This window comes from Homoserinimonas sp. OAct 916, assembly GCF_003260275.1.
Lineage (GTDB): Bacteria > Actinomycetota > Actinomycetes > Actinomycetales > Microbacteriaceae > OACT-916.
The window spans coordinates 228,049-247,717 of record NZ_QJHB01000007.1 but is presented as its reverse complement, the minus strand read 5'-3'; the positions used below and the strand labels follow the sequence as shown (position 1 = coordinate 247,717).

The 19,669-nt window shown below is 58.8% G+C and carries 16 protein-coding genes and 1 pseudogene; 6 read left to right on the top strand and 11 right to left on the bottom strand.

The window, feature by feature from the left end; genetic code table 11:
* Positions 1-306 precede the first annotated feature (306 nt).
* From DL891_RS10275 to DL891_RS10240, 8 genes are all read right to left on the bottom strand, one after another.
* Positions 307-1,827: an aldehyde dehydrogenase (NADP(+)) gene (locus DL891_RS10275; protein WP_111720327.1), complete on the bottom strand. Its 1,521-nt coding sequence runs from the start codon at positions 1,825-1,827 to the stop codon at positions 307-309.
* A gap of 130 nt (positions 1,828-1,957) precedes the next feature.
* Positions 1,958-3,097 carry an alanine racemase gene (locus tag DL891_RS10270; protein WP_157962473.1) on the bottom strand — a complete coding sequence of 380 codons (1,140 nt, stop codon included), beginning with the start codon at positions 3,095-3,097 and terminating at the stop codon, positions 1,958-1,960.
* A gap of 121 nt (positions 3,098-3,218) precedes the next feature.
* On the bottom strand, positions 3,219-3,950 hold the full coding sequence (locus DL891_RS10265; RefSeq protein WP_157962472.1) for an aspartate/glutamate racemase family protein: 732 nt from the start codon (positions 3,948-3,950) through the stop codon (positions 3,219-3,221).
* 10 nt (positions 3,951-3,960) lie between these two features.
* The gene (gene hydA / locus DL891_RS10260) at positions 3,961-5,334 is read right to left on the bottom strand and encodes a dihydropyrimidinase (protein ID WP_111720324.1); all 1,374 of its coding nucleotides are present in this window, start codon (positions 5,332-5,334) and stop codon (positions 3,961-3,963) included.
* A 14-nt stretch (positions 5,335-5,348) separates the two neighbouring features.
* Positions 5,349-6,317, bottom strand: coding sequence for an N-carbamoyl-D-amino-acid hydrolase (locus tag DL891_RS10255; protein ID WP_111720323.1), 969 nt, complete (start codon positions 6,315-6,317; stop codon positions 5,349-5,351).
* An 11-nt stretch (positions 6,318-6,328) separates the two neighbouring features.
* On the bottom strand, positions 6,329-7,822 hold the full coding sequence (locus DL891_RS10250; protein WP_111720322.1) for an NCS1 family nucleobase:cation symporter-1: 1,494 nt from the start codon (positions 7,820-7,822) through the stop codon (positions 6,329-6,331).
* A 135-nt stretch (positions 7,823-7,957) separates the two neighbouring features.
* Positions 7,958-8,416 carry a RidA family protein gene (locus DL891_RS10245; RefSeq protein WP_198668846.1) on the bottom strand — a complete coding sequence of 153 codons (459 nt, stop codon included), beginning with the start codon at positions 8,414-8,416 and terminating at the stop codon, positions 7,958-7,960.
* A complete protein-coding gene (locus DL891_RS10240; protein ID WP_111720321.1) occupies positions 8,413-9,357 on the bottom strand; it encodes a U32 family peptidase in 945 nt (314 codons plus the stop codon). Before DL891_RS10240 ends, DL891_RS10245 begins: the two co-directional genes overlap by 4 nt.
* Before the next feature lie 398 nt (positions 9,358-9,755).
* Here DL891_RS10240 and DL891_RS10235 point away from each other — a divergent pair.
* Positions 9,756-11,003 (top strand): annotated as a pseudogene (locus DL891_RS10235) (IS256 family transposase).
* Between the two features lie 714 nt (positions 11,004-11,717).
* On the opposite strand, the gene DL891_RS10230 reads toward DL891_RS10235, so the two are convergent.
* Positions 11,718-12,530 (bottom strand): IclR family transcriptional regulator, encoded by an 813-nt coding sequence (locus DL891_RS10230; RefSeq protein ID WP_111720320.1) that lies wholly within the window; start codon positions 12,528-12,530, stop codon positions 11,718-11,720.
* 531 nt (positions 12,531-13,061) lie between these two features.
* On the bottom strand, positions 13,062-14,489 hold the full coding sequence (locus DL891_RS10225; protein ID WP_198668844.1) for an RNA-guided endonuclease TnpB family protein: 1,428 nt from the start codon (positions 14,487-14,489) through the stop codon (positions 13,062-13,064).
* Between the two features lie 336 nt (positions 14,490-14,825).
* Between DL891_RS10225 and DL891_RS10220 the strand changes: the two genes are divergently transcribed.
* The 5 genes from DL891_RS10220 to DL891_RS17110 all read left to right on the top strand — a co-directional run bounded on the left by DL891_RS10220 (position 14,826) and on the right by DL891_RS17110 (position 18,429).
* A complete protein-coding gene (locus tag DL891_RS10220) occupies positions 14,826-15,380 on the top strand; it encodes a hypothetical protein (protein ID WP_111720319.1) in 555 nt (184 codons plus the stop codon).
* 241 nt (positions 15,381-15,621) lie between these two features.
* A complete protein-coding gene (locus DL891_RS10215) occupies positions 15,622-16,581 on the top strand; it encodes a hypothetical protein (RefSeq protein WP_157962471.1) in 960 nt (319 codons plus the stop codon).
* A complete protein-coding gene (locus DL891_RS10210) occupies positions 16,578-16,979 on the top strand; it encodes a hypothetical protein (RefSeq protein WP_111720317.1) in 402 nt (133 codons plus the stop codon). The genes DL891_RS10215 and DL891_RS10210 overlap by 4 nt, the downstream gene beginning before the upstream one ends.
* A 143-nt stretch (positions 16,980-17,122) precedes the next feature.
* Complete coding sequence (locus tag DL891_RS10205) at positions 17,123-17,524, top strand: hypothetical protein (protein WP_232819107.1); 402 nt, start codon at positions 17,123-17,125, stop codon at positions 17,522-17,524.
* Between the two features lie 695 nt (positions 17,525-18,219).
* Positions 18,220-18,429, top strand: coding sequence for a hypothetical protein (locus DL891_RS17110; protein WP_157962470.1), 210 nt, complete (start codon positions 18,220-18,222; stop codon positions 18,427-18,429).
* Between the two features lie 184 nt (positions 18,430-18,613).
* Here DL891_RS17110 and DL891_RS10195 read toward each other — a convergent pair whose 3' ends face one another.
* A complete protein-coding gene (locus DL891_RS10195) occupies positions 18,614-19,657 on the bottom strand; it encodes a site-specific DNA-methyltransferase (protein ID WP_111720314.1) in 1,044 nt (347 codons plus the stop codon).
* Positions 19,658-19,669: the final 12 nt, after the last annotated feature.

The following is a 19,669-nucleotide window of genomic DNA, read 5'->3' as shown; positions in this document are numbered from 1 at the left end:
GCTGCAAGACAAGTTTCGCCTTGATCTTCCGTACCATTACCCGTACTCCTTCCACCACGTGGCCATCACATGGTGGAAGGAGCTTTTCAGGTGGCTCTCAACCACGCCAATCGTGGCTCTGAACGACACGATCCGCGGTTCGGGGAGGTGGCGCTGACCCGCACCACACGTGGCTCCCTTGGAAGCCAATATTCAGAAACGCCTCGCTCCGCTTGCGACAACCGCCGCCTATCGTGCGACTGGCCCAACGAGCGCCATGGATAATTTCGCTGTCGCATAGACGACAGAGAAAACGGGCTCGATTGCCTACTGTTCCGCGGCTAAACCCCAGCTGGTCGACTCGCCGGCCGGTGTGCGCTCCTGCGGCACATCCCAGGGGTTGTCGTCGCGTAGCGGCTCGGGCAACAGCGCCTGGGGAGCACTCTGGTAGGTGACCGGCCGGGTGAACCGGGTGATCGCCGAGGTACCCACCGAGGTGCTCGAGTCGTTGGTCGTCGCCGGCCACGGCCCGCCGTGGGTCATCGCGGGCGTCACGGCCACACCGGTCGGCCAGCCGCCGAACAGCACCCGCCCGGTGTGCTCGCTGAGCCACTGGATCAGGGTGCGCAGCCTGGGCGAGTCCTCACCGTCGGCGACGTGCACCGTGCCCGTGAGGTTTCCCTCGAAGACGGCATCCGCCGCGGCGACGAGGTCGGAGTCCTCGTCGTATTCGACCATGACCGACAGCGGCCCGAACGCCTCATCGGCGAGCGCCTCACGCCCGGCGACCAGGTCGTCGATGCCAACGCTGACGATGGTCGGGGTGGCCCAGCCCTGGCCGTCCTCGTCGATGCGCAGCTTGCCCTCGGCAACGGCAGTGACCCCGGATGCCGCGAGGATCGCATCCCGGCGTTCAGCGTAGCCGCGAGCTATCCCAGGATTCAGCAGGCGGTGCTCTTCGACGACGGCCGCCTTCTCGGCAAGCATTTCGCCCAAGGTGTACCCGGCCGGAACGAACAGGAAGCCGGGCTTGGTGCACAGCTGGCCTGCCGAACCGGCCACACTCGTGAGGTAGCCGTCGGCGATTGCCTCTGCGTTCTCGGCGAGCGCACCCGCGGTGACGAACACCGGGTTGACACTGCCGAGCTCACCGTAGAACGGGATCGGTGTGGGACGGGCGGCGGCGATGTCGGCGAGCAGGCGCCCGACATAGATCGACCCGGTGAAGCTTCCGGCAGCGATCAGCGGGTGGTTCAGCATTTCGACGCCAGCCTTCTGCCCGACGATCAACTGAAAGGTTCCGGCCGGTGCGCCCTGGGATTCCAACGCCGTGCTCACGACGTCGGCGGTGGCCACCGAGAGTCGGGGATGCCCCGAGTGTGCTTTCACGACCACCGGGCAGCCAGCGGCCAACGCTGCCGCGCTGTCGCCGCCGGCGACAGAGAACGCGAACGGAAAGTTGCTCGCCGCGAAGTTCAGGACCGGGCCCACCGGAATGCGGTAGCGGCGAAGGTCGGGCCGCACACCAAGGGCGAAGGCAGTGTCGGCCTCGTCGATGCGCACGTCGAGGTAGCCGCCGCTGACCACCGTGTCGGCAAATAACCGCAGCTGCACGGCAGTGCGCTTGAGCTCGCCGGTGAGACGTGACTGGCTGAGCCCGGTCTCCTCCATGCCGATGGCAACCAGTTCTGAACCGGCCGCCTCAAGGGCGTCGGCGACGGCGACCAGCGCAGTAGCCCGCTTCTTCGGTTCGAGGGCGGCCCACTGGTCTGCTGCGGCCGCTGCCTGCTGGGCGATCTTGTCGATATCGGCGAGATCCGTGGCGGGGACGGTGGTGGTGTCAGTCATGGGGTGCTCTTTTCGCTTGGGAAACAGATGGAATCAAGAAGTGGCCGGGTGCCGGACCACTTTCGGGAAAGTACCTAGCAGGAGAATGGGTTCGAATTGCCGAACTCAGGAGTGTGAACCTGTTGAGGTTTTAGAAGAATGTACCGGCAAAGCACTCGACGGTGTAGTCATCGTCCACCACGGGAATCCAGCGCCATTTGTCGAATGCTCCACAGGGATGACTGACCCCAAAGACTATGCGATCGCCTACTGCCAGCGATTGTCCAGCGTTGAATCGAAGGAAGGCGTGCTGATCGTGGAGTCCCGTTACCTTGAACTCATCTCCGGCTTCGCGATCTTTACCATTTTCATTATCGTAGATGCGAAGCGGACGCGGAAAGCTGTGATCCCAAGGGGCATCGCGTCGACCGAACCCCACAATCGCTAGTCCTGGCTCTGGCACCGACCACACCGTGGCCCACAGTTCGAGCGCCGGCTGGAGTCGACCGAAATCATGCGTCCCTTCCCCTCGAGCGGCGAGAGGTGAAAGCTCTTCGTACATGACCGAATCGTGGCTTACGTAGCAACCGCTCCGGAGGATGACGGTCACCGGATACTGAAATTGAACAGGCGAAAGGTGCTCGAGCACAAGGTCGAAGTATGTGCTTCCACCCGCGGTCACGATCATTTCGCCGTCCACGATCCCCTTCTCGTGGATCGTGTCAGCGAGTACCTTTAGCTCACGTAGGTAGTTCCGACACTCCAGTTCGTCATCCGGGCTCCTGGTGACTCTGAAGAATCCTTCAAATCCACTGATTCCGCGCAGTCGGAGATGCGTTGACTGTGAGACACGTTCGGCTAACGCCACAGCGTCACCTAAACTCCTTGTGCCGGTCCTTCCTCCGGCGTAACCGTGCTCAACTACGACATCGATACGCGACTCGAAGCCGATAGCCTCGAGAACCTGCTCCATAATGACGACAGCCTGAATGCTGTCCACGTAACAAATGAACTCTAAGCTGGAATCGTCGCGGAGTTCTTGGGCGACCCATTCAATTGCTCGCGCATCGACGAGCATGTTGGCGAGCAGAATTCGATTGATCCCGAATGCGCGGTAGTTTCTGCACTGATCTGTTGTGGCCGCCGTGATGCCCCATGCCCCCGCGCGGATTTGCTGATCGAAGAGCCAAGGCATCATCGTGGTTTTGCCGTGTGGGCTGAGCTGCACCGCGTGAGCAGCGCAGTACTCTGCCATCACGAGAATATTGTGCTCGATCGCTGATCGTTTCATCGTTAGCTGAGGGAAATCCGTGTCTCCGTCCGCTACATTGCAACGAGCCCCCGGAGGAACCCCGACCACACGCGCTGAGGCGGTCGGGCTCTGAGCGCCTAGGATGCTCCGAGCGTGGGCGCTAAACGTTTCCATACGCCGCATCAAATTGTGGCCAATTAACGTATTCCTTTTGGGGTGGCGTTCCGTAGGCAATGTACTTACTCGTTGTTACGCCGTAGTCGTGCAACGCCTCGGCAAGTTTGATCGCAGATGCACAGCCGTCTAAGACAGGAATACCGAGAGCATCCTGAAGGCGCTTGTCGAGGGGCCCCAGGCCAGCACAGCCCAGGAGAATTGCCTCTGCGTCATCTTCCACCATCGCGAGCCTCGCCTCCTTTTCGATTGCGCGGATGGTCGCCTCGAGGTCAGATTCGATCTCGAGCACGGGAAGTTCTACCGCGCGGATAGAAACGCAGCGGTCTTTAAGCCCTGCGCGTTCAATGGACTCCTGAATGCGAATCTTTGAACGCCGCATGACTGTGATTACTGAGAAGTTCGATGCGACCAGTGACGCAAGATGCGCGGCAGACTCGGCAATGCCGAGCACCGGCACATCCACTATTTCGCGAAGAGCCCGAATCGCGGGGTCATCAAAGCAAGCTACGACAAAAGCATCGTATTCGTCCTTGTGCTTTTCGACGAGTTCGATAGTGGCCGAAGATGCGAGCGCGTCTTCGGTGTAGGACTCAATGGATCGCGGGCCCCGCTCAGGGTTCACCACGTCGATATCAGTTGTTTCACGTGCGTAGCGCCTGCATTCCACAGCAATTGCCGCCGACATTTCGACAGAAGTGTTTGGGTTCACAACCATTATTCTCATGCTAGATAGTCCTTCTTTTGAGGTAAGAGCCGCGGCCAGCAGCGCCAACGTACACACCATCTCGAACGATTTCTTCTCCGCGTGAAAACACGCGGACGATTCTTCCGGCTCGTTCCCAGCCTTCCCAAAGGCTGTAGTCAGTGCGCATGTTGTGGGTCTCGGCTGAAATCTTCGTTACGCCATCAGGATCGATTACAGTGATATCGGCATCTGAGCCGATAGCTATCTGCCCTTTCTGGGGATACATACCGAAGGCCTTTGCGGGCGCCGTTGATACGATATCGACAAATTGTTGCGGAGTTAGTCGACCTGCAACGACACCGTCGGCGTACATGAGTTGGATTCGATGCTCGATGCCGGATCCACCGTTAGGGATTCGACGAAAGTCATCAATGCCGATCTTTTTCTGTTCGAAACAGAACGGGCAATGATCCGAACTCACAATGCTAAGCGACCCTGTGCGGAGCCCTTTCCAGAGCGCATCCCGATCCTTCTCCCCAGCTAGCGGCGGAGTTAGCACGGCCTTCGCGCCCTCGAAGTCAGGTTTGAAGTAGAGCTCTTTGTCCAGAGTGAGGTAGTGGGTACAAGTCTCACCGTCAACGGGCCATTCGTGGTCTTTTGCCTCGGCAAGTGCGTATGCCGCGCCCTCGGTAGAGAGATGTACAAAATAGAGTGGAGCGTCTGCCATGCGCGAGATTGCAATCGCGCGGTTTACGGCTTCGACTTCAGTCGCTGGTGGGCGAGATAGCAGGTGTCCTTCGGGTCCAGTCTTGCCCTGATAGACAAGATCTTCAGCGATTCGGTCAATCACTTTTCCGTTCGAAGCGTGCACACATACCTTCGCACCGTATCGACCGCCTGCTTGGAGCACGCGAAAAATTTCGCCGTCGTCTAGCATCAATGTGTCTGGATAGTCCATGAATATCTTGAAGCTCGTCACCCCACTATCAACAACTTTCCCCAGGTCGGTCATTGACCCCTCGTAAAGGTCTGTCACTGAGATATGGAATCCGTAGTCAATAACTGCTTTGTCCGCGGCCTTCTCGTGCCACATTTCGACGGTCTCCACGAGGCCCTGATTCTTCTGCTGAGTCGCGAAGTCGACAATTGTCGTAGTCCCTCCGCAAGCTGCAGCCACAGTTCCAGACGCGAAGTCGTCAATCGTGGTTGTTTCACCGACGGGAGCATCAAGGTGGGTATGCACATCTACGCCACCGGGCATTACGATCTTGCCGGCAAGATCGATGACTTCGTCGGCCTGATATTGAATGTCCTGGCCGATCGTCTTGATGATGCCATCCTGGATAAATATATCCGCGACATAGACACTATCTGCGGTCCAGATTGTCCCGCCTTTTAGTATTACTTTTGACATCGATGCACCCTCTTCTATCGTCCTGACACCGGTTGCGTGTCCAAAAGTTCTCCGGCATCCCAAGTCTCGCTGACTGGGGCTGAAATTAAGCCGTAGTGCTCCGGACGGCGGTGCTCGCGCATGTTGAACATGTATTTCTTGAAGATATTGCAGGCATCAAAGTCCACTTCTGCCGTGATTACCTCATCTCCATCGGTATAAGCTTGCGCCACCACTTCACCCGAGGGCGCGATGATGGCGCTCTGCCCGAGCTGACTAATCCCCTCTTCCACGCCCGCGCGACCGGCGGCGACGACCCAAGTGCCGTTGAAGTAAGCGTTTGATTGCATTGAAAGCAGGTTGTGGAATGACTGCAGATGATCAACTTCGGCCATGGCTGGAACATGCATCAAGGTGTTATAGCCAATAAGAATAAGCTCGACGCCTTGCAGCCCCATCACACGGTAGGATTCGGGCCACCTGCGATCGTTGCAAATCGACATTCCCACTCGCCCGCCGAAAGCTTCCCATACCGGGAACCCCAAATCGCCCACCTCAAAGTACAGCTTCTCGAGGTTCTGTACAGGCTCGTGTGGTCGCGGATCCGAGTATCCGGGAAGGTGGATCTTTCGATACTTCCCGATAATCTCACCTTCCCCAGACACCATGATCTGCGTATTAAATCGACGGCCGTCTTCCGTGAGCTCTGCGTAACCGAGAGAAAAACCCACGCCACGATCTTTAGCTGCGTCAAAGAGTGGTTGCACACCTCCATTCGGCATCGAGTCTTCAAAGTAGCCAAGAAGCTCTTGCTCATCCTCGATGTGCCAGTGAGGGAAGAATGGGGTGAGTATTGCCTCCGGATAGACCGCGATATCAGCCCCCCTATCCGCTGCCTGGTTCAATAGGACAACCATACGATCAATGGTTTGCTTACGAGTATGGTTGCGCTGCACAGGTCCCATCTGGGCTGCTGCGACTATGATTTTGCGTCTTGCACTCATTGGTTCACCCCTCAATTCACAGGCTCAAGTTCGACCGCAGGATACTCAGCATCAAGGACCTCAGCACGCTCGTCACCTTCCGGCACTTGAGGAACCGAGTAGCTGGCTGCCACCGCTGCATATAGCGCAATCCCGAGGGTGAAACCGATAGGCCACGAGTACGCCGAAAGTAGCGAGAACGTAGGCACGAGCGCGATGACCGCTGCAACGATCGACGCGAGCACGAGTGCCACTATGGCACGCATATTGAAACCCTTTGTGTAGTAATAAGCGCCGCCTGGGTTCTCAGAGTAGAGCTCCTTCATATTTACCAATCCGCGGCGAATTCGATAGTAGTCCCAGATGATGATGCCCATCATCGGGCCAGTGAACGCTCCCATCGCGCCAAGGAAGTACACAATAATGATCGGTGACGAGAAAATGTTCCAGGGCTGTGTGAGTAGCGCAAGTACCGAAGCAATCAAAGCGCCCCGGGCAAAATTGATCTTTTTGGGGAACAGGTGGGCGAAGTCATATGCAGGTGAAACTATGTTCGCAGCGATATTAGTGGCCATAGTTGCTCCCAAGAATAGAAGCGCTGCAATGAGCACGAACACTTGATTGCCTTGGTGCACGATGAGTTCAACTGGATCACTAAAAGTCTCTCCGTAAACTACTTCTGCTGCCGCGGTGCACACAACTGCCACGATGCCGAAAAGCGCGCCGTTGATTGGGAGGCCCCAGAAGTTGCCCCAGCGCACGGAGCGCTCTGAGGGTGAGAACCGGCAGAAGTCGGCAATGTTCGCGGTGACCGCAACTTGCGAAGCGATAATTGAGAACACCGCAACACCGAAAAGTGCGAATGCGTTCGAGGTGATGTCAGGACCACCAATGGTCTTGGTCAGATCGATCGGACCGTCCGCCTGAAACAGTAGGACAAGCGCGAGCACTAGCATGACGCCCCAGATGATCGGGCCCGAGAGGTTTTGGAATTTGCGAACCCGTTCCATACCCTTGGTTACGATCATGAGCTGCAGCGCCCAAACGAAGAGGAACGCCACCCATCCCACGTACGAGTAACCCAGGAAGGTGCCACCGTTTGCCTGCCATTCGCCTACGACAGGGTAGAGCGACTTGAGAACAGCAATGAGTGCATTTGCCGCGAGAAAAGTCTGTATTCCGTACCAAAATACCGCGACAAGACCCCGAAGAAGCGCGGGAATGTTCGCACCGTAAATCCCAAAGCTAAGGCGTGCGACGACTGGGAACGGGACGCCAGTGCGTTGGCCCATAATGCCCATAATGTTTGAAACCACGAACATGATCAGAAATGCAGTGATGTACGCGAGGAATATCGCGATAGGCGACATCCCTAGAACGTAGAAGCCTGCGGCAATCGAGTACATTCCGAGGTTATGCACCACAGACATCCACATTGTGGTGATGTCGAATGCCTTCCATGTCCTCTTCTTTGCCGGCGCGAGATCGAGGTTGTATAGACGAGTGGTCTTCATTGGTTTCATCATCTACTCCTTCATTTGTAGTGTTTGCGATATTTTGTGTTGTTCTGGGTTGCTTGGTTTTGTAGCGTTTTGTACTTCCTTGTACGACCAAGTGAGCGACACCCCGCTCTAACAGCGCTACATTTCTTCACCGTTTCTTCATGAGGCGACTTGGAACGTTAGTTCGACCTCTACGGCGGCCCCGAAGGGTAGCGCCGCGACGCCAACAGATGTGCGGCTGTGCGTTCCTAATTCCCGGAATACTTCAATCAGATAGTCACTTGCGCCGTTTCCGACGAGGTGTTGCTCGTGGAACCCTTCTGCCCCCACGACATACACTCGAAGACGATGTACTCGCAATCCATCAAGGCTTCCTCTGACAGAGTGGGCAACCGCAAGCGCGTTCTCGGACGCGATTCTGGCCATTCCGATAGCCTCCTCGAGAGTTACGTCCGCGCCCACCTTCCCCTTTTTTAGCTCCCCATTGTCAGTGTGAATCTGTCCTGAGACGTCAAGGAATCCACCTTGTTCTACCGCACCGACATAGTTTGCAGCAGGCGCCGGGGGCCTCGGTAGTTTGATCTCACCAGAGGCGATGCGATTGTCGACAGTGTTCACGGCTGAACCTCGTTGACCGGAATCGCGACTGCTAAGTCTGAGGCACCGAGCTGTGACATCTGCGCACTCGGCATATAACGGTTGAGAATCGCAAGACCAATTTCTGCCCGTCGAACACGCTCAAGACCCAGAGCGATAGCCGTGGACTCAAGGTGTCCACCGCTCGGGTAAATGTCAGGCGAGTTGCGAAGGCCAAACTTCACGTACACAGGCGCTGCAACTCGTACTATTTCCGCAATTTCATAGTGACGAACGAAGCCGCCCAGGTTATCTGGCGACTCGATGTACATGTCGATGGGAATGTCGATAGCCTCACGGATCGCGGCGAGCTGCGAAAGAGTGAGGTCAGGCGTCACATTGTAACTATCGATGCCGAGTCGCTCACCGACACGAATTGAGGCTGGATTGGAGAGCCCCATCTGCACGCTGGCTTTGAGCCGAAGGTCCGGGGGGAGTTCACCGGAATGTCGCAGTTGCGAGACCACGTCGACCACACCGATATCGGTTACTAGCGCATTTCGGATGCCAAGACTACACATACGACGGATATCTTCGATGTTGTGTACGAGCTGATCTGCTCCTCGAACCTGAGATGCAGTGGAAGTGGCAGGAAACTGAGCGCCTGCGCCGAGCCCCCAACCCGCTGTCGGCCGAGCAAAGAGGGAGAGCTCGACACGCTTCGCGCTGGACTGCTCCCCCATGTCGAGAATCTCGTCATCCGTAAGAAGCATGCCTCCGCTTCCCTGCGAAATTCGGTGAATAGGAACTCCACGAATGCCCGCTTCATCTAATACGTGCGCCATTACCCGCGGGCCCTCCACGCTCGGAATCTCGACGCGATACTGCGCGCCATCCGGGAAGCGCTTTTCGCTTGAGGGCACCTTAAGCTCATCCCCTCGTGGGAGACCCAGACCGGACAAGAACTCTCTCACCTGCTGCATTAAGTCACCTTTGTTCGATATCTCGAACCCTGTACGAGATTACGAATATCTTATGTTGGCTGATTGCGCAGTGTCAAGTAGCAGGGTGCAGCGGCCCGTTCGGCAGCCAAATGCACGCACAATCTTCGTCCCCGGATTCGGAGCAGTTCGAGGGGTTAAGTTGCGCCAGGCCGATCGAAGGGAGCGCTCGGCATCTCAGAAGAGACCAAGCAGTCCTTTCTACCCGTTAGTTGGTTACCGGCTGCACGCCTCGTAACCCTGAATTGTCATCTCCTTCAGTAGTGCCCCATAAAGTGGTGTAGCCCGGTGACCGGCTCCTCGTCTTAGGCCTGGACGCGGTCACCGTGGTGTTCCTTCGAGTCAACCTTCTACCGAATCCTCGAAAGGCATCACACACGATGACCGCTCCACATATTGTCGACCCTGCCAGCCTGCTCGCGGAAGCTCTCACTGACGCGTCGCCGGATTTGATGCGCAGTCTGCTGCAGACCATGATCAATGCCCTCCTCTCCGCCGACGCTGATGCTGTTGTCGGTGCTGAGTGGGGCCAGCCCAGTCCCGACCGTCTCACCCAGCGCAACGGTTACCGGCACCGCGACCTCGACACCCGGATCGGGACGATCGATGTCGCGATCCCGAAACTACGACAGGGCACCTATTTCCCCGACTGGCTCATGGAGCGGCGCAAGCGCGCCGAGTAAGCGCTGATCACGGTGGTCGCGGACTGCTACCTCGCCGGCGTTTCGACCCGACGGATGGACAAACTGGTCAAGACCCTCGGGATCCACTCGTTGTCGAAGTCCCAGGTGTCCCGGATGGCCGCGGACCTTAACGAGCATGTCGACCAGTTCCGCCACCGGCCCCTCGATGACGCGGGCCCGTTCACGTTCGTCGCCGCCGATGCCCTCACCATGAAGGTCCGCGAAGGCGGCCGGGTGATCGGCGCCGTGGTCCTGATCGCGACCGGTGTCAACGCGGACGGGCGCCGCGAGGTCCTCGGCCTGCGCGTCGCCACCAGCGAGACCGGGGCTGCTTGGAACAGCTTCTTCGCCGATCTCGTCGCCCGCGGTCTCACCGGGGTGCGCCGGGTCACCTCCGATGCCCACCGGGGGCTGGTGGAGGCGATTCCCGCGAACCTGCCCGGGGCGTCCTGGCAACGCTGCCGCACCCACTACGCCGCCAACCTGATGTCGGTGACCCCGAAAAGTATGTGGCCGGCGGTCAAAGCGATGCTGCACTCCGTCTATGACCAACCCGACGCTGACAGTGTCCACGCCCAATTCGACCGGCTCCTGGACTACGTCGACGGCAAACTTCCCGACGCGCACGAGCACCTCGACACTGCCCGGGCCGATATCCTCGCGTTCACCCAGTTCCCGGACGGGCTCTGGCAGCAGATCTGGTCGAATAATCCGAACGAGCGACTCAACCGTGAAATTCGCCGCCGCACCGATTCCGTCGGCATCTTCCCCAACCGCGACGCGATCATCCGCCTCGTCGGGGCCGTCCTGGCCGAGCAGACCGACGAATGGGCCGAAGGACGGCGCTACCTCGGCCTCGACATCCTCTCCAAGTCCCGACTCACCCTCGTCCCCACCACCGGGAACGAGGTGACCGACGAGCAAGCTCTCGAACTCAGCGCCTAACCCATCACGTCGAAGGACACCGCGCTACACCACTACCCGGGACTTGACCTCTCCTTCCCGCGGGTTGGAGAGTCTCGGCGCGTGAAAAAGCATGCGACGAGCGAATCGCCATTCAGAGATTGTCTAACCACGCTCACCTCTTGCCAGGATGATCCTGTTCCCCTGCGCTAATAACGCTCTCGCTCCTTAGAATCCACCCGGACATTGAGAACTGGCAACTAACGAGTGTTGGGCACCGTCTTCCGTCGCGAGGCGCCACTTCGTTGCTTTCTGGCTGACCCGGGGTGTTCATCAGTTCGTCAGCTCGTCCGCTACCCGCACCTTCCGCAGCGGGTGGCGTCGAAGGCACAGTCCGCACCCTGCTGCCGTTGTAATATGTAATTACTCTGAGCAAATTGGGCTCTCGCTCACAACGCGAAGTTGGTTCGACATGAGCTCTCCAACCGCGGCACTGTGCATCAGTTTCTTGTGAATGAACTCGACCGCGCCCCATTCCGGAAGAGCCTGTCTGGGACCGGGTATGACACCTACGTTAGGCGGCCCACGCCCGCTCAAGTCTCGCTAGCAGGAGCACCCCGGAGGAACAGCAAAAGACCCCGGCCCTTACGCAGGCTGCGGAAGCCAGTCAGAAAGCGAGCGCGCCCACGAAGCCGATTGGAACGAACAGCTAACGCATGGAGGTTCGCGAGCAACGACTTTAAGGTCCTATAAGTGTCACTTTGAACGCAGCGTAAACTCGCTGCCCTCACCTGGCCAACCAAGTCGATGCGAAAGTTCAGCGGCACCTTGTTTCGCGAGATTAGTGCGTTGAGCGGTCTCTTCGGGCCCAAACCGCGTCATCAGCGCCGCGATGCTCAAGGCTGCAACTACATTCCCTGCCCGGTCTCGCACCGGAGCTGCAACGCACCCCACGTCTGGGTTGGATTCCCGAAACTCAAACGCTACGCCAGCCTGGCGAACTTTCTCCAAATCTCTGAAAAGGACATCACGTTCAGTAATACTGTTGGGGGTAAGCGCCGCTAGTCGCACCCCTTCCGGAAAGCGCGCGCGCAGGTCATCACCGGTGAGGCTCGAAAGTAGCGCCTTTCCGACTGCGGTGAGGTGAGCAGGAAGGCGTCCTCCAACATCTGAAACCAGCCTGACGTGACTCGCCGAGTCAACCTTCGCTACATACAGCACTTCGGTGCCGTGAAGCGTGGCGATCTGGACGGTGTCACCGCTTTCCGTCGCGATACTGGTAGCCACTTCGTGGCCCTCCCTCGCAAGATCCAGGCCTTTCTGGTATCTGTATCCTAAAGTGAGCAACGCGGGTCCAAGCTGATAAGTGAGCGACCCCTCGGGCTCACTCACCACGTACGAAAGGTGCAAAAGTGTGTGCACAAGCTCATGAACCGTCGTGCGCGGCAGGCCCGTACTTTCAGCAATCGCTGCTGAGGTTAGCGCGGTAGACGAAGTCCGCAAAGTTTCGAGAATAGCGGCGGCCCGGATCACCGCTGGTACTAGCCGCTTTGTCGACGAGTCCTTCATTTCTGCCACGAAACCTCTTCACTCAATGGCCAATATTAGAAAATCAAAACAGCGATCTTTCATCCACTTTCAAGATCGGCCGTAGAGCCGAGTGTAATGAACACGAACAAGCCCCCGCTCAGCATCACTGAAATCGGCCGAATCGAAACCGATCCCGTAGATCTGAAATCCACGACGTTTCTTCAGGATCACTGCTTTGCGAGGGTCTGCCAGGCAAATTGGTAGCAACATAAATCGGGCGTCAAGCCCCAAGGTTGGATGGATGGTGGTCTCAAGCTCCACGGATAGCCACTGGCCGAAGCGATGTTGTCGGCCACAGCGACGGTGAACCGTTCGCCCAAGTCACGAAAGAATCGCGTCCGAACCCCTGCACCACGCTCGGGTGCCTTCAGCGTCGGAGCTCGCTTCCTTCCATTTGTGAGTCCATGATCATGCCGCCGCTCATTCCTCCATCCAAAGGGTGAAACAGACAACGACGGCCTCGGGTACTGGAGCTATTGGTCATACCGTGCATTTGACGTCCTCCCCGCCCTAAGGGACGGAGATTCTTTGCTTCGGGTTTCGTTGAGGGGTTGCTTCAGAAAGTCGAAGTCTGATGTCCTCTCCGCCCGCGTTTAGCATCTCCGCATGTCCTGCGGCGACAATGATGTTTACTGCGGCGTTGTAATCTCGGTCCAACCAGGCGCCGCATGCGCTACATCCCCAAGCACGCACATTAAGTGATTTCTTCCCCCCGTTGATGCCGCAGACCGAGCAGGTTTGACTGGTCGGGGTTGCCCGGTCAATACGGATGACCGTGCGCCCGTATCGGGCCGCTTTCTCTTCAATAAGCCGGATCAGGGCTCCCCAGCCGGCGTCGTGAATGGATTTGGCCAGCCGTGTTCGGGCCAGGCCGGTGATGTTCAACGTTTCTAGGCAGATCACTTGGTTCTCGTGGACTATCCGGTCGGCCAGTTTGTGGTGAAAGTCCGAACGGGCGTCCCGCACCTTCCGGTGTGCAGAGGCGACCTTCCTTCGTGCGCGCTCGTGAGCGTTGGATCGATGCCCCGTGGGAGTCGGCTCCGTAGCCGTGGCGCGGCCCTCTTTGACAGCGGCCGCCTCCCTTACTTTCGCACGCTTGGCACGCTCCTTTTGCCGTGCCGCCAGCCGTTGAACTCTTGCGAGTTTCCGTTCCCTCTTTCGGAAGTGCTGCGGTGCCGGGATTTTCTCTCGGGTTCCATCTGAGTACACAATTGTGGCCAGATGAATGAGGCCAAGGTCCAACCCGGCGACCCGGTCAAGTGGTGGGAGCGAAGTGGTTTCCCGGGTGACGACGAACGAGGCGTGATAACGGCCGTCGGCTTCCCGGATGATCGTTACTGAGGTGGGTTCTGAGGGCAAGTCGCGGGTGTACACAACGTCGATGTCCCCCATTCTCGGCAAACGCAACATGGCCCGGTTGGATGAAATTGGGCGGACGGCGAAGCAGGTGTTCCGAGTGAAGCGTGCGGTCTGCCGGTTGTCCTTCCGTGATTTGAACTTCGGGAAGTGGATCTTCTCGCCCTTCCGCTTTCCGGTAGCGGAGTCGAACGCGTTCCGGTACGCCTGGTGTCCGTCCGCCAGTGCTTGCTGCAAAGGGGCCGCGGGTACCTCCTTTAAGCAAGCCCGTTCTGGTCTGTTCTTTGCCTGAGCGATGAGGCTCGGGCTGAGAGCGAAGTTGTTCCGATACTGGCGGCGTGGTCCGACTTTGACATGCGCGTCGTTTGCGGCCAAGAAGTCGTTGAATACCAGCCGAACACACTCGAATAGGCGTGCGAGCATTTCCTGTTGGAGCGCGTTGGGGTAGATGCGGTAGCGGTATCGGGCCCAGCCCTTTGTCTGGGAGTGCTGTGGCTCCAGAGTAGTTCCTCGCTCGACTTGATCGAGCCCCTGCTTTTCACAGTATTGGCGTTTGGGGCTCTCGCCGGTTGCTTTCGCCATGACCGTGCTGCTCCTTAACTTCTTTACGAGGCTGTAGTCGACTCATTCAATTCGCCGGATTCGGCTCGAAAGTTCGCTTCAGTGGTTGATCGCTTTCTAGCGGACGGTCTGGTTGCGGGGATGCCCCACCGCGTATTAGTTCCGGCTGAAAAGCAACGTTAGACAATCCGCCACCCGCCCACAACCGACCTTTTGACAAAGACTTTGTGAACCCACATGCAGCCCTTTTTCCGCACCGCGCATAGATGATCCGGGGTCGCAACCGATGCGTTCCCGGAAGGGACCATCATGCGAGCCGACACAGGCCCGAGAGATTTGCATTTCCGCGCTCTATCCATGTGGGAGAAGGCAACTGCCGACGACCTCTATGCGACCGTCTACGTTGATGCCGGTCTACTCGTCAGCCTCAACGGAGAACGCCAACCGGGTAGGAAGTTCCAACTGGCGGCGCAATGGGCAGCTCAACTATTCCTGTACGAGTTGTTCTGGCGTACACACGGTCGACGCCCGCGCGAGCGCACCAGCAGCAAGAAGGGAGTGCCAACGGAGGAACGCCGGTTGGCGAACTGGGCGCGGTATCAGAAGCCGCTCAAAGAAGACTTGACCGAGTTCCGGCGAATCCGGCTGGACATCTCGCCGGCATTCGCGTGGGAACCGTCGGAGAGAAATTGGGCCGACAAGTTGGAAGCGTGTATCCGGCATGTGCAGAACACGCGTCAGTTGCCCCGCTTGAACCCGGACGACCCGGAGGAGTGGGCGCTCGCCAGATGGTTCAAACGAGAGCTCAAGAAGCTTAAAGAAGGAACGCTGCCCAGGGAACGCGTCGTCCCGCTGGCAGCACTCATCGCCCTGGAGGCCAAAAAACGCACCGACACCGACCTATCGACATAGAACCGCAGCGAGGCCCATTCCCGGTCATCCGGTCGGTAACGTCAGTCAGACCCCCTGACCACCGCGACGAACGGAGAGCTGCATGCGCCCAGAGAAAAACCAAACCCGGTCACTCTCAACCGCCAAACGCATCGGGCTGCTCGGCGACACCCCAGGCGACCTCAAACACATCTTCATCGTCTCAAAGACACTGTGGGCACGCGGCGTGAGCACACTCCTGGTCCTCGGCGATTCCGGGTTCATGTGGCCCGGCCACAGGGACCTCGACAAGCTCAATCAAAGACTCTCCGCACGCGGACAAAGCTTGTATTGGGTCTGCGGGAACCCGGAGAATTTGTCCAGCCTGCACAAGTTCCCATTCGGTGACGACGGGCTGCGCTGGGTTCGCCCAAACATCGCCCACGTCCCGCACGGCTACCGCACAGGACTGCCGGCTGGCCTGACCTTTGCGGCCCTGGACAGGGCGAACTCCGGCGACTTCGGAAACGCCAACAAAGGGCTCTCGTCGCGGCCACAAGAATCCATCACCGACCAGAACCTAAAGGTTCGCGGCCGCGAGCATGTTGATGTCCTCATTCGGGATGACGCCCCGAAACCGTTGCCAGCATTGGATTCGCAACCTGCCGAAACCGACCGCTTTGTGCCGGAAACGGGGCGCCAGTATTCAGATGCGGGTTTGATGCCGGTTCGCCCGAAGCTCTATCTCGGCCGTCACTACCATCAGAACGTCGACGAGCACTTCGATTACGGAGCTTTCGGCGACCCGGCTGAAGCCCGGATCGTTCTGCTCGCCATGAACGGCTCCCCGGAAGCAATCAGTCAGGCCATCCTCGACGTTCGAACACTCAAGCTCCAATTCTTCGGGCGCACCGACACAACGGTGACCGAACTTACCGGGCGTGAAGCAGGGTGCTGGCGGGTCACCACTCTCGGGAGTAGCCACATTCTCGACTTCGACCGCTGGTCAGCCACACGCATACCTGGCAAAGGCGCTTCCACAACCTTTAACGATCGGGAACGCCCGCTACTCAGTATCCGAACATGCAGAGTCGGCGAAGGGGGCTTCTGGACGATGGACAACGACGGATGGGCAGATCCCATGGAGCACTACTGGCATTCCAGTAGCGAGATTCAAAGCATCGAACGCATCGCCCCAGCGCCACAGGAGCAAGACAGCAGCCCCGACTGTGCGACACCATGAATCGTGCTGTCCACTCCGAGACGGTTCAGGCTATTCGCCCCCACAAATGCGGCATCTGGCTCCTGCCCACAACGGCAAGAACCCTGGTCCTCGTCGCCATCGTTCGAAACCCCGAGAACGGGGCGCCCATCGTTACCGTGACCCGCTACGCCACCCCCGGCAACGGCCCCCATGCGAACGGCCAACCGATGACCGTCCGCCCCACCGCAGCCCCCACCGTGGGACAACGATGGAAAGTCGAAGTCCTCCAACTGCGCCACCGGCTCCCCGGTGACGATGCCGAGTCCACCGTCCTACCCGGCGCGCACTACGAGACCACAGTGGTCGCCAAGATTCAGCGACTCACCGACGAACTACTCGCCCGAATGACGACGAACACGACCGGAGACACCTCATGAACGGCAACCACGACAGCCACACCGAAGAGACCGTCGACTCGCAGTCAGGCGAGGCGACCGACTCACCTCTCGAAGTCAGAGAACCCAACGCCGCGATGCTTCGAGACGCAATGATCGCGCTCCCCGGGGTAGTGTCTCCGGAGATGGCCTCCTCGCTGCAGGCGACGGAAAACAACTTCCGCGAAATCGAGCACGAGTTCGGAATGCTCGACGCGGCCGGCCTGGCCGAACTGCTGCGGGTGGAGGGAGACCCAGGAGAGTTCGCGGCAAACTTGCGCAAGCAGGGGAAGATACTCAGCTTTGCTCGCCTGGACGAGTTTGTGTACCCAAGGTTTCAGTTCAACCTGGTGAATGGGCACGTGAAATCCGTCATTGCTCCGCTGATTGAACTCGGCAGGACCTTCGGCTGGACCGCACCCGAAATCGCCAGCTGGTTGTGCTGCGGTAACGGGTACCTGCCGGATTACGGACGGCCAGTCGACGTCATCGACGACGATGGCCTGGTCCTGCAGGTGGCCCAGAATGAATGGGGCGTCGTCTGGTAATCCCCCTCGCTTGGCCAGGGGAAAGACAATGATTACGCGGCCCGTCATTCGAGCGTGATAGCACGCCGGGACAACTCGACCGATTCCAGCGACATCGACCGGTCACCACGATCTCCTCCTCAACCATCTGGCACCGCAGGCGAGTAGCCGGTCCGCGAAACCTGTTCACTAAACTTCCACGGCCTGAACTCCGCGTCACTCGTCCACCGCTGCTAGACAGAGGTAATGACGTTTCTTCCCCGGGATAGTGCCTCCCCTCATGCCCTGACACCGAACCCGTCACTCTTCCGAAGCGCATTTCCAATGCGGTCGAGCCGCGTGAAAATGTCGGTGGCTTCTGCTTCGATGTACACACACTATTCGGCAACCAGAGGACGGTTATGACAGACACGGTGACCAGGCTTGGCGGGAGCGCGATGGGCGGCGTCATTGCTGCCTGGGCGGATAGCCTCCGTCGACGGAGAAGTGACCAGCGTTCACTTCGTCGAGACGCTGCGGACGACATCCTCTCCTGGCTTCCCGAACTTCGGGAATTGCTCGTTCGCCTCGATTCGGAGAGTGACAATGAAGCGTGGAGTCAAATTATGGCGCACGCCTATGCATCTGTCAGACGGGTCGAACAGCGAATCCCGAAGGGTTGGAGACACTTGCGCCAGTCCCTCTTCGATGCGATTGGCAATGGAGCCGGTACGATCGTGTGGATTGACTTGGAGCCGTCAGCTGCGGACGGTGACCTCAGTTACCACTACCGGTGGACCACGAACGCGGTGGAGTATCTCGAGTACGTCCAAGCGAGGGTGCAACTCTGGCACCAGTCGTTCGACCAGCGGAAAGCGCAAGAGATCCATTTGGTCTCCTACAACAATTGGTTGATTCAAACGGGTCGTTGGTCACCCAACAACTGACACGCGAGAGAACGCCGGAGAACCGATCGGTTCTCCGGCGCGGGGGCGCCGGCGATCAAGCTAACGACCAGATTGGAGTTTGTCGCTGATGCCGAGCGCGGAGCGACTGGCTTTGATGTGGACGGCGCGGATGCCTCGGAACAGTTACAGTGCATTGTGAGCAGGAAATTATGGTGGGGTTGGGTTAGCTCTTCAGCCGTTCATGGATCAGCGGGATATAGTTTGCTTCGCGCTCGATGCCGACCGAATGCACTCCTGCTGCCCTGCACGCCTCAAGGGTGGTCCCGGTGCCGGCGAACATATCGGGCACGGTGTCACCGGGTCGGCAGGCGAGGGCGACCAGCCAGTCCATGACTCCTCGTGGTTTCACCGTTGGGTGGCTGACCCCGTCAACAATCGGACGCTCCGCTCTCGCGGCCTTTGGGTGATGCAGAATCGGATAGAAGCGCGACGCAGCCTCACCCCGACCTCGGGTCGCACACCCTTGCTCGTCTACCGCCAGAACGATGCACATCGCGGAGCACCCATCATCTGTGCAATACTCGGCGTGCTCGAGAACAACATTGCCTGGCAGGCGGCCCTCCGGGTGCGGTACGGAGGCGGCTCCCTCAGGCCGGTCGATTGCGAGCATCGCGGTTGCACCTACTCGGCCTGGCACCCTGGAACGGTTCTCCCTACCGGCCGGAATGCGTACGGCATCCAGATTGAAACCCCCGCTACCGCCACGAGAAGCGATAGCGTCCACCAGAGTCTCCGTGCCTCCTAAGTTTCGGGCGAGGAGAATCAGTTCAAGAGCGGGCCGGACGCTGTGGCTCCACCCGGCATGTTCAGCGGCCGCAGCGGGATCTACCCCGACGCGAACAAGCTCCGTATCCATCCATCGGAGACGCGGTACCGTTCCTTGCCCGTGTACCCAAGCAATCTGATCGACCAGTCGCCAACCGCCGTCTTCGACCGCAACTGCCTGACGGTGCTGCGTCCTCGGATGCCCAAAAGCTACGAGGTTGCCGCCTGGTTTGGTCACTCTGCGAACCTCTGCCCAAAACTCAGCTTGAAAGTTGACCCCTTGGTGGTCCCAGTGCGGTTGCCCACGGTACGTCTCGTTGCGCGTCAGCCGCGCACCATAGGGCGGATCAGTAATCACGGCGTCGAATGAATCGTCAGGGTACCCACGGATTACATCCAATGCCTCACCGTGAATCACGGTGGTCGTCGCAGCGTGGGACATCAGCTCAGCCTA

Excerpts from the sequence above, each read along its gene's own strand:
- DL891_RS10275 (WP_111720327.1), bottom strand. The coding sequence starts at position 1,827 with ATGACTGACACCACCACCGTCCCCGCCACGGATCTCGCCGATATCGAC.
- DL891_RS10270 (WP_157962473.1), bottom strand. The coding sequence starts at position 3,097 with ATGAAACGATCAGCGATCGAGCACAATATTCTCGTGATGGCAGAGTAC.
- DL891_RS10265 (WP_157962472.1), bottom strand. The coding sequence starts at position 3,950 with ATGGTTGTGAACCCAAACACTTCTGTCGAAATGTCGGCGGCAATTGCT.
- hydA (WP_111720324.1), bottom strand. The coding sequence starts at position 5,334 with ATGTCAAAAGTAATACTAAAAGGCGGGACAATCTGGACCGCAGATAGT.
- DL891_RS10255 (WP_111720323.1), bottom strand. The coding sequence starts at position 6,317 with ATGAGTGCAAGACGCAAAATCATAGTCGCAGCAGCCCAGATGGGACCT.
- DL891_RS10250 (WP_111720322.1), bottom strand. The coding sequence starts at position 7,822 with ATGATGAAACCAATGAAGACCACTCGTCTATACAACCTCGATCTCGCG.
- DL891_RS10240 (WP_111720321.1), bottom strand. The coding sequence starts at position 9,357 with ATGCAGCAGGTGAGAGAGTTCTTGTCCGGTCTGGGTCTCCCACGAGGG.
- DL891_RS10230 (WP_111720320.1), bottom strand. The coding sequence starts at position 12,530 with ATGAAGGACTCGTCGACAAAGCGGCTAGTACCAGCGGTGATCCGGGCC.
- DL891_RS10225 (WP_198668844.1), bottom strand. The coding sequence starts at position 14,489 with ATGGCGAAAGCAACCGGCGAGAGCCCCAAACGCCAATACTGTGAAAAG.
- DL891_RS10220 (WP_111720319.1), top strand. The coding sequence starts at position 14,826 with ATGTGGGAGAAGGCAACTGCCGACGACCTCTATGCGACCGTCTACGTT.
- DL891_RS10215 (WP_157962471.1), top strand. The coding sequence starts at position 15,622 with ATGTGGCCCGGCCACAGGGACCTCGACAAGCTCAATCAAAGACTCTCC.
- DL891_RS10210 (WP_111720317.1), top strand. The coding sequence starts at position 16,578 with ATGAATCGTGCTGTCCACTCCGAGACGGTTCAGGCTATTCGCCCCCAC.
- DL891_RS10205 (WP_232819107.1), top strand. The coding sequence starts at position 17,123 with ATGGCCTCCTCGCTGCAGGCGACGGAAAACAACTTCCGCGAAATCGAG.
- DL891_RS10195 (WP_111720314.1), bottom strand. The coding sequence starts at position 19,657 with ATGTCCCACGCTGCGACGACCACCGTGATTCACGGTGAGGCATTGGAT.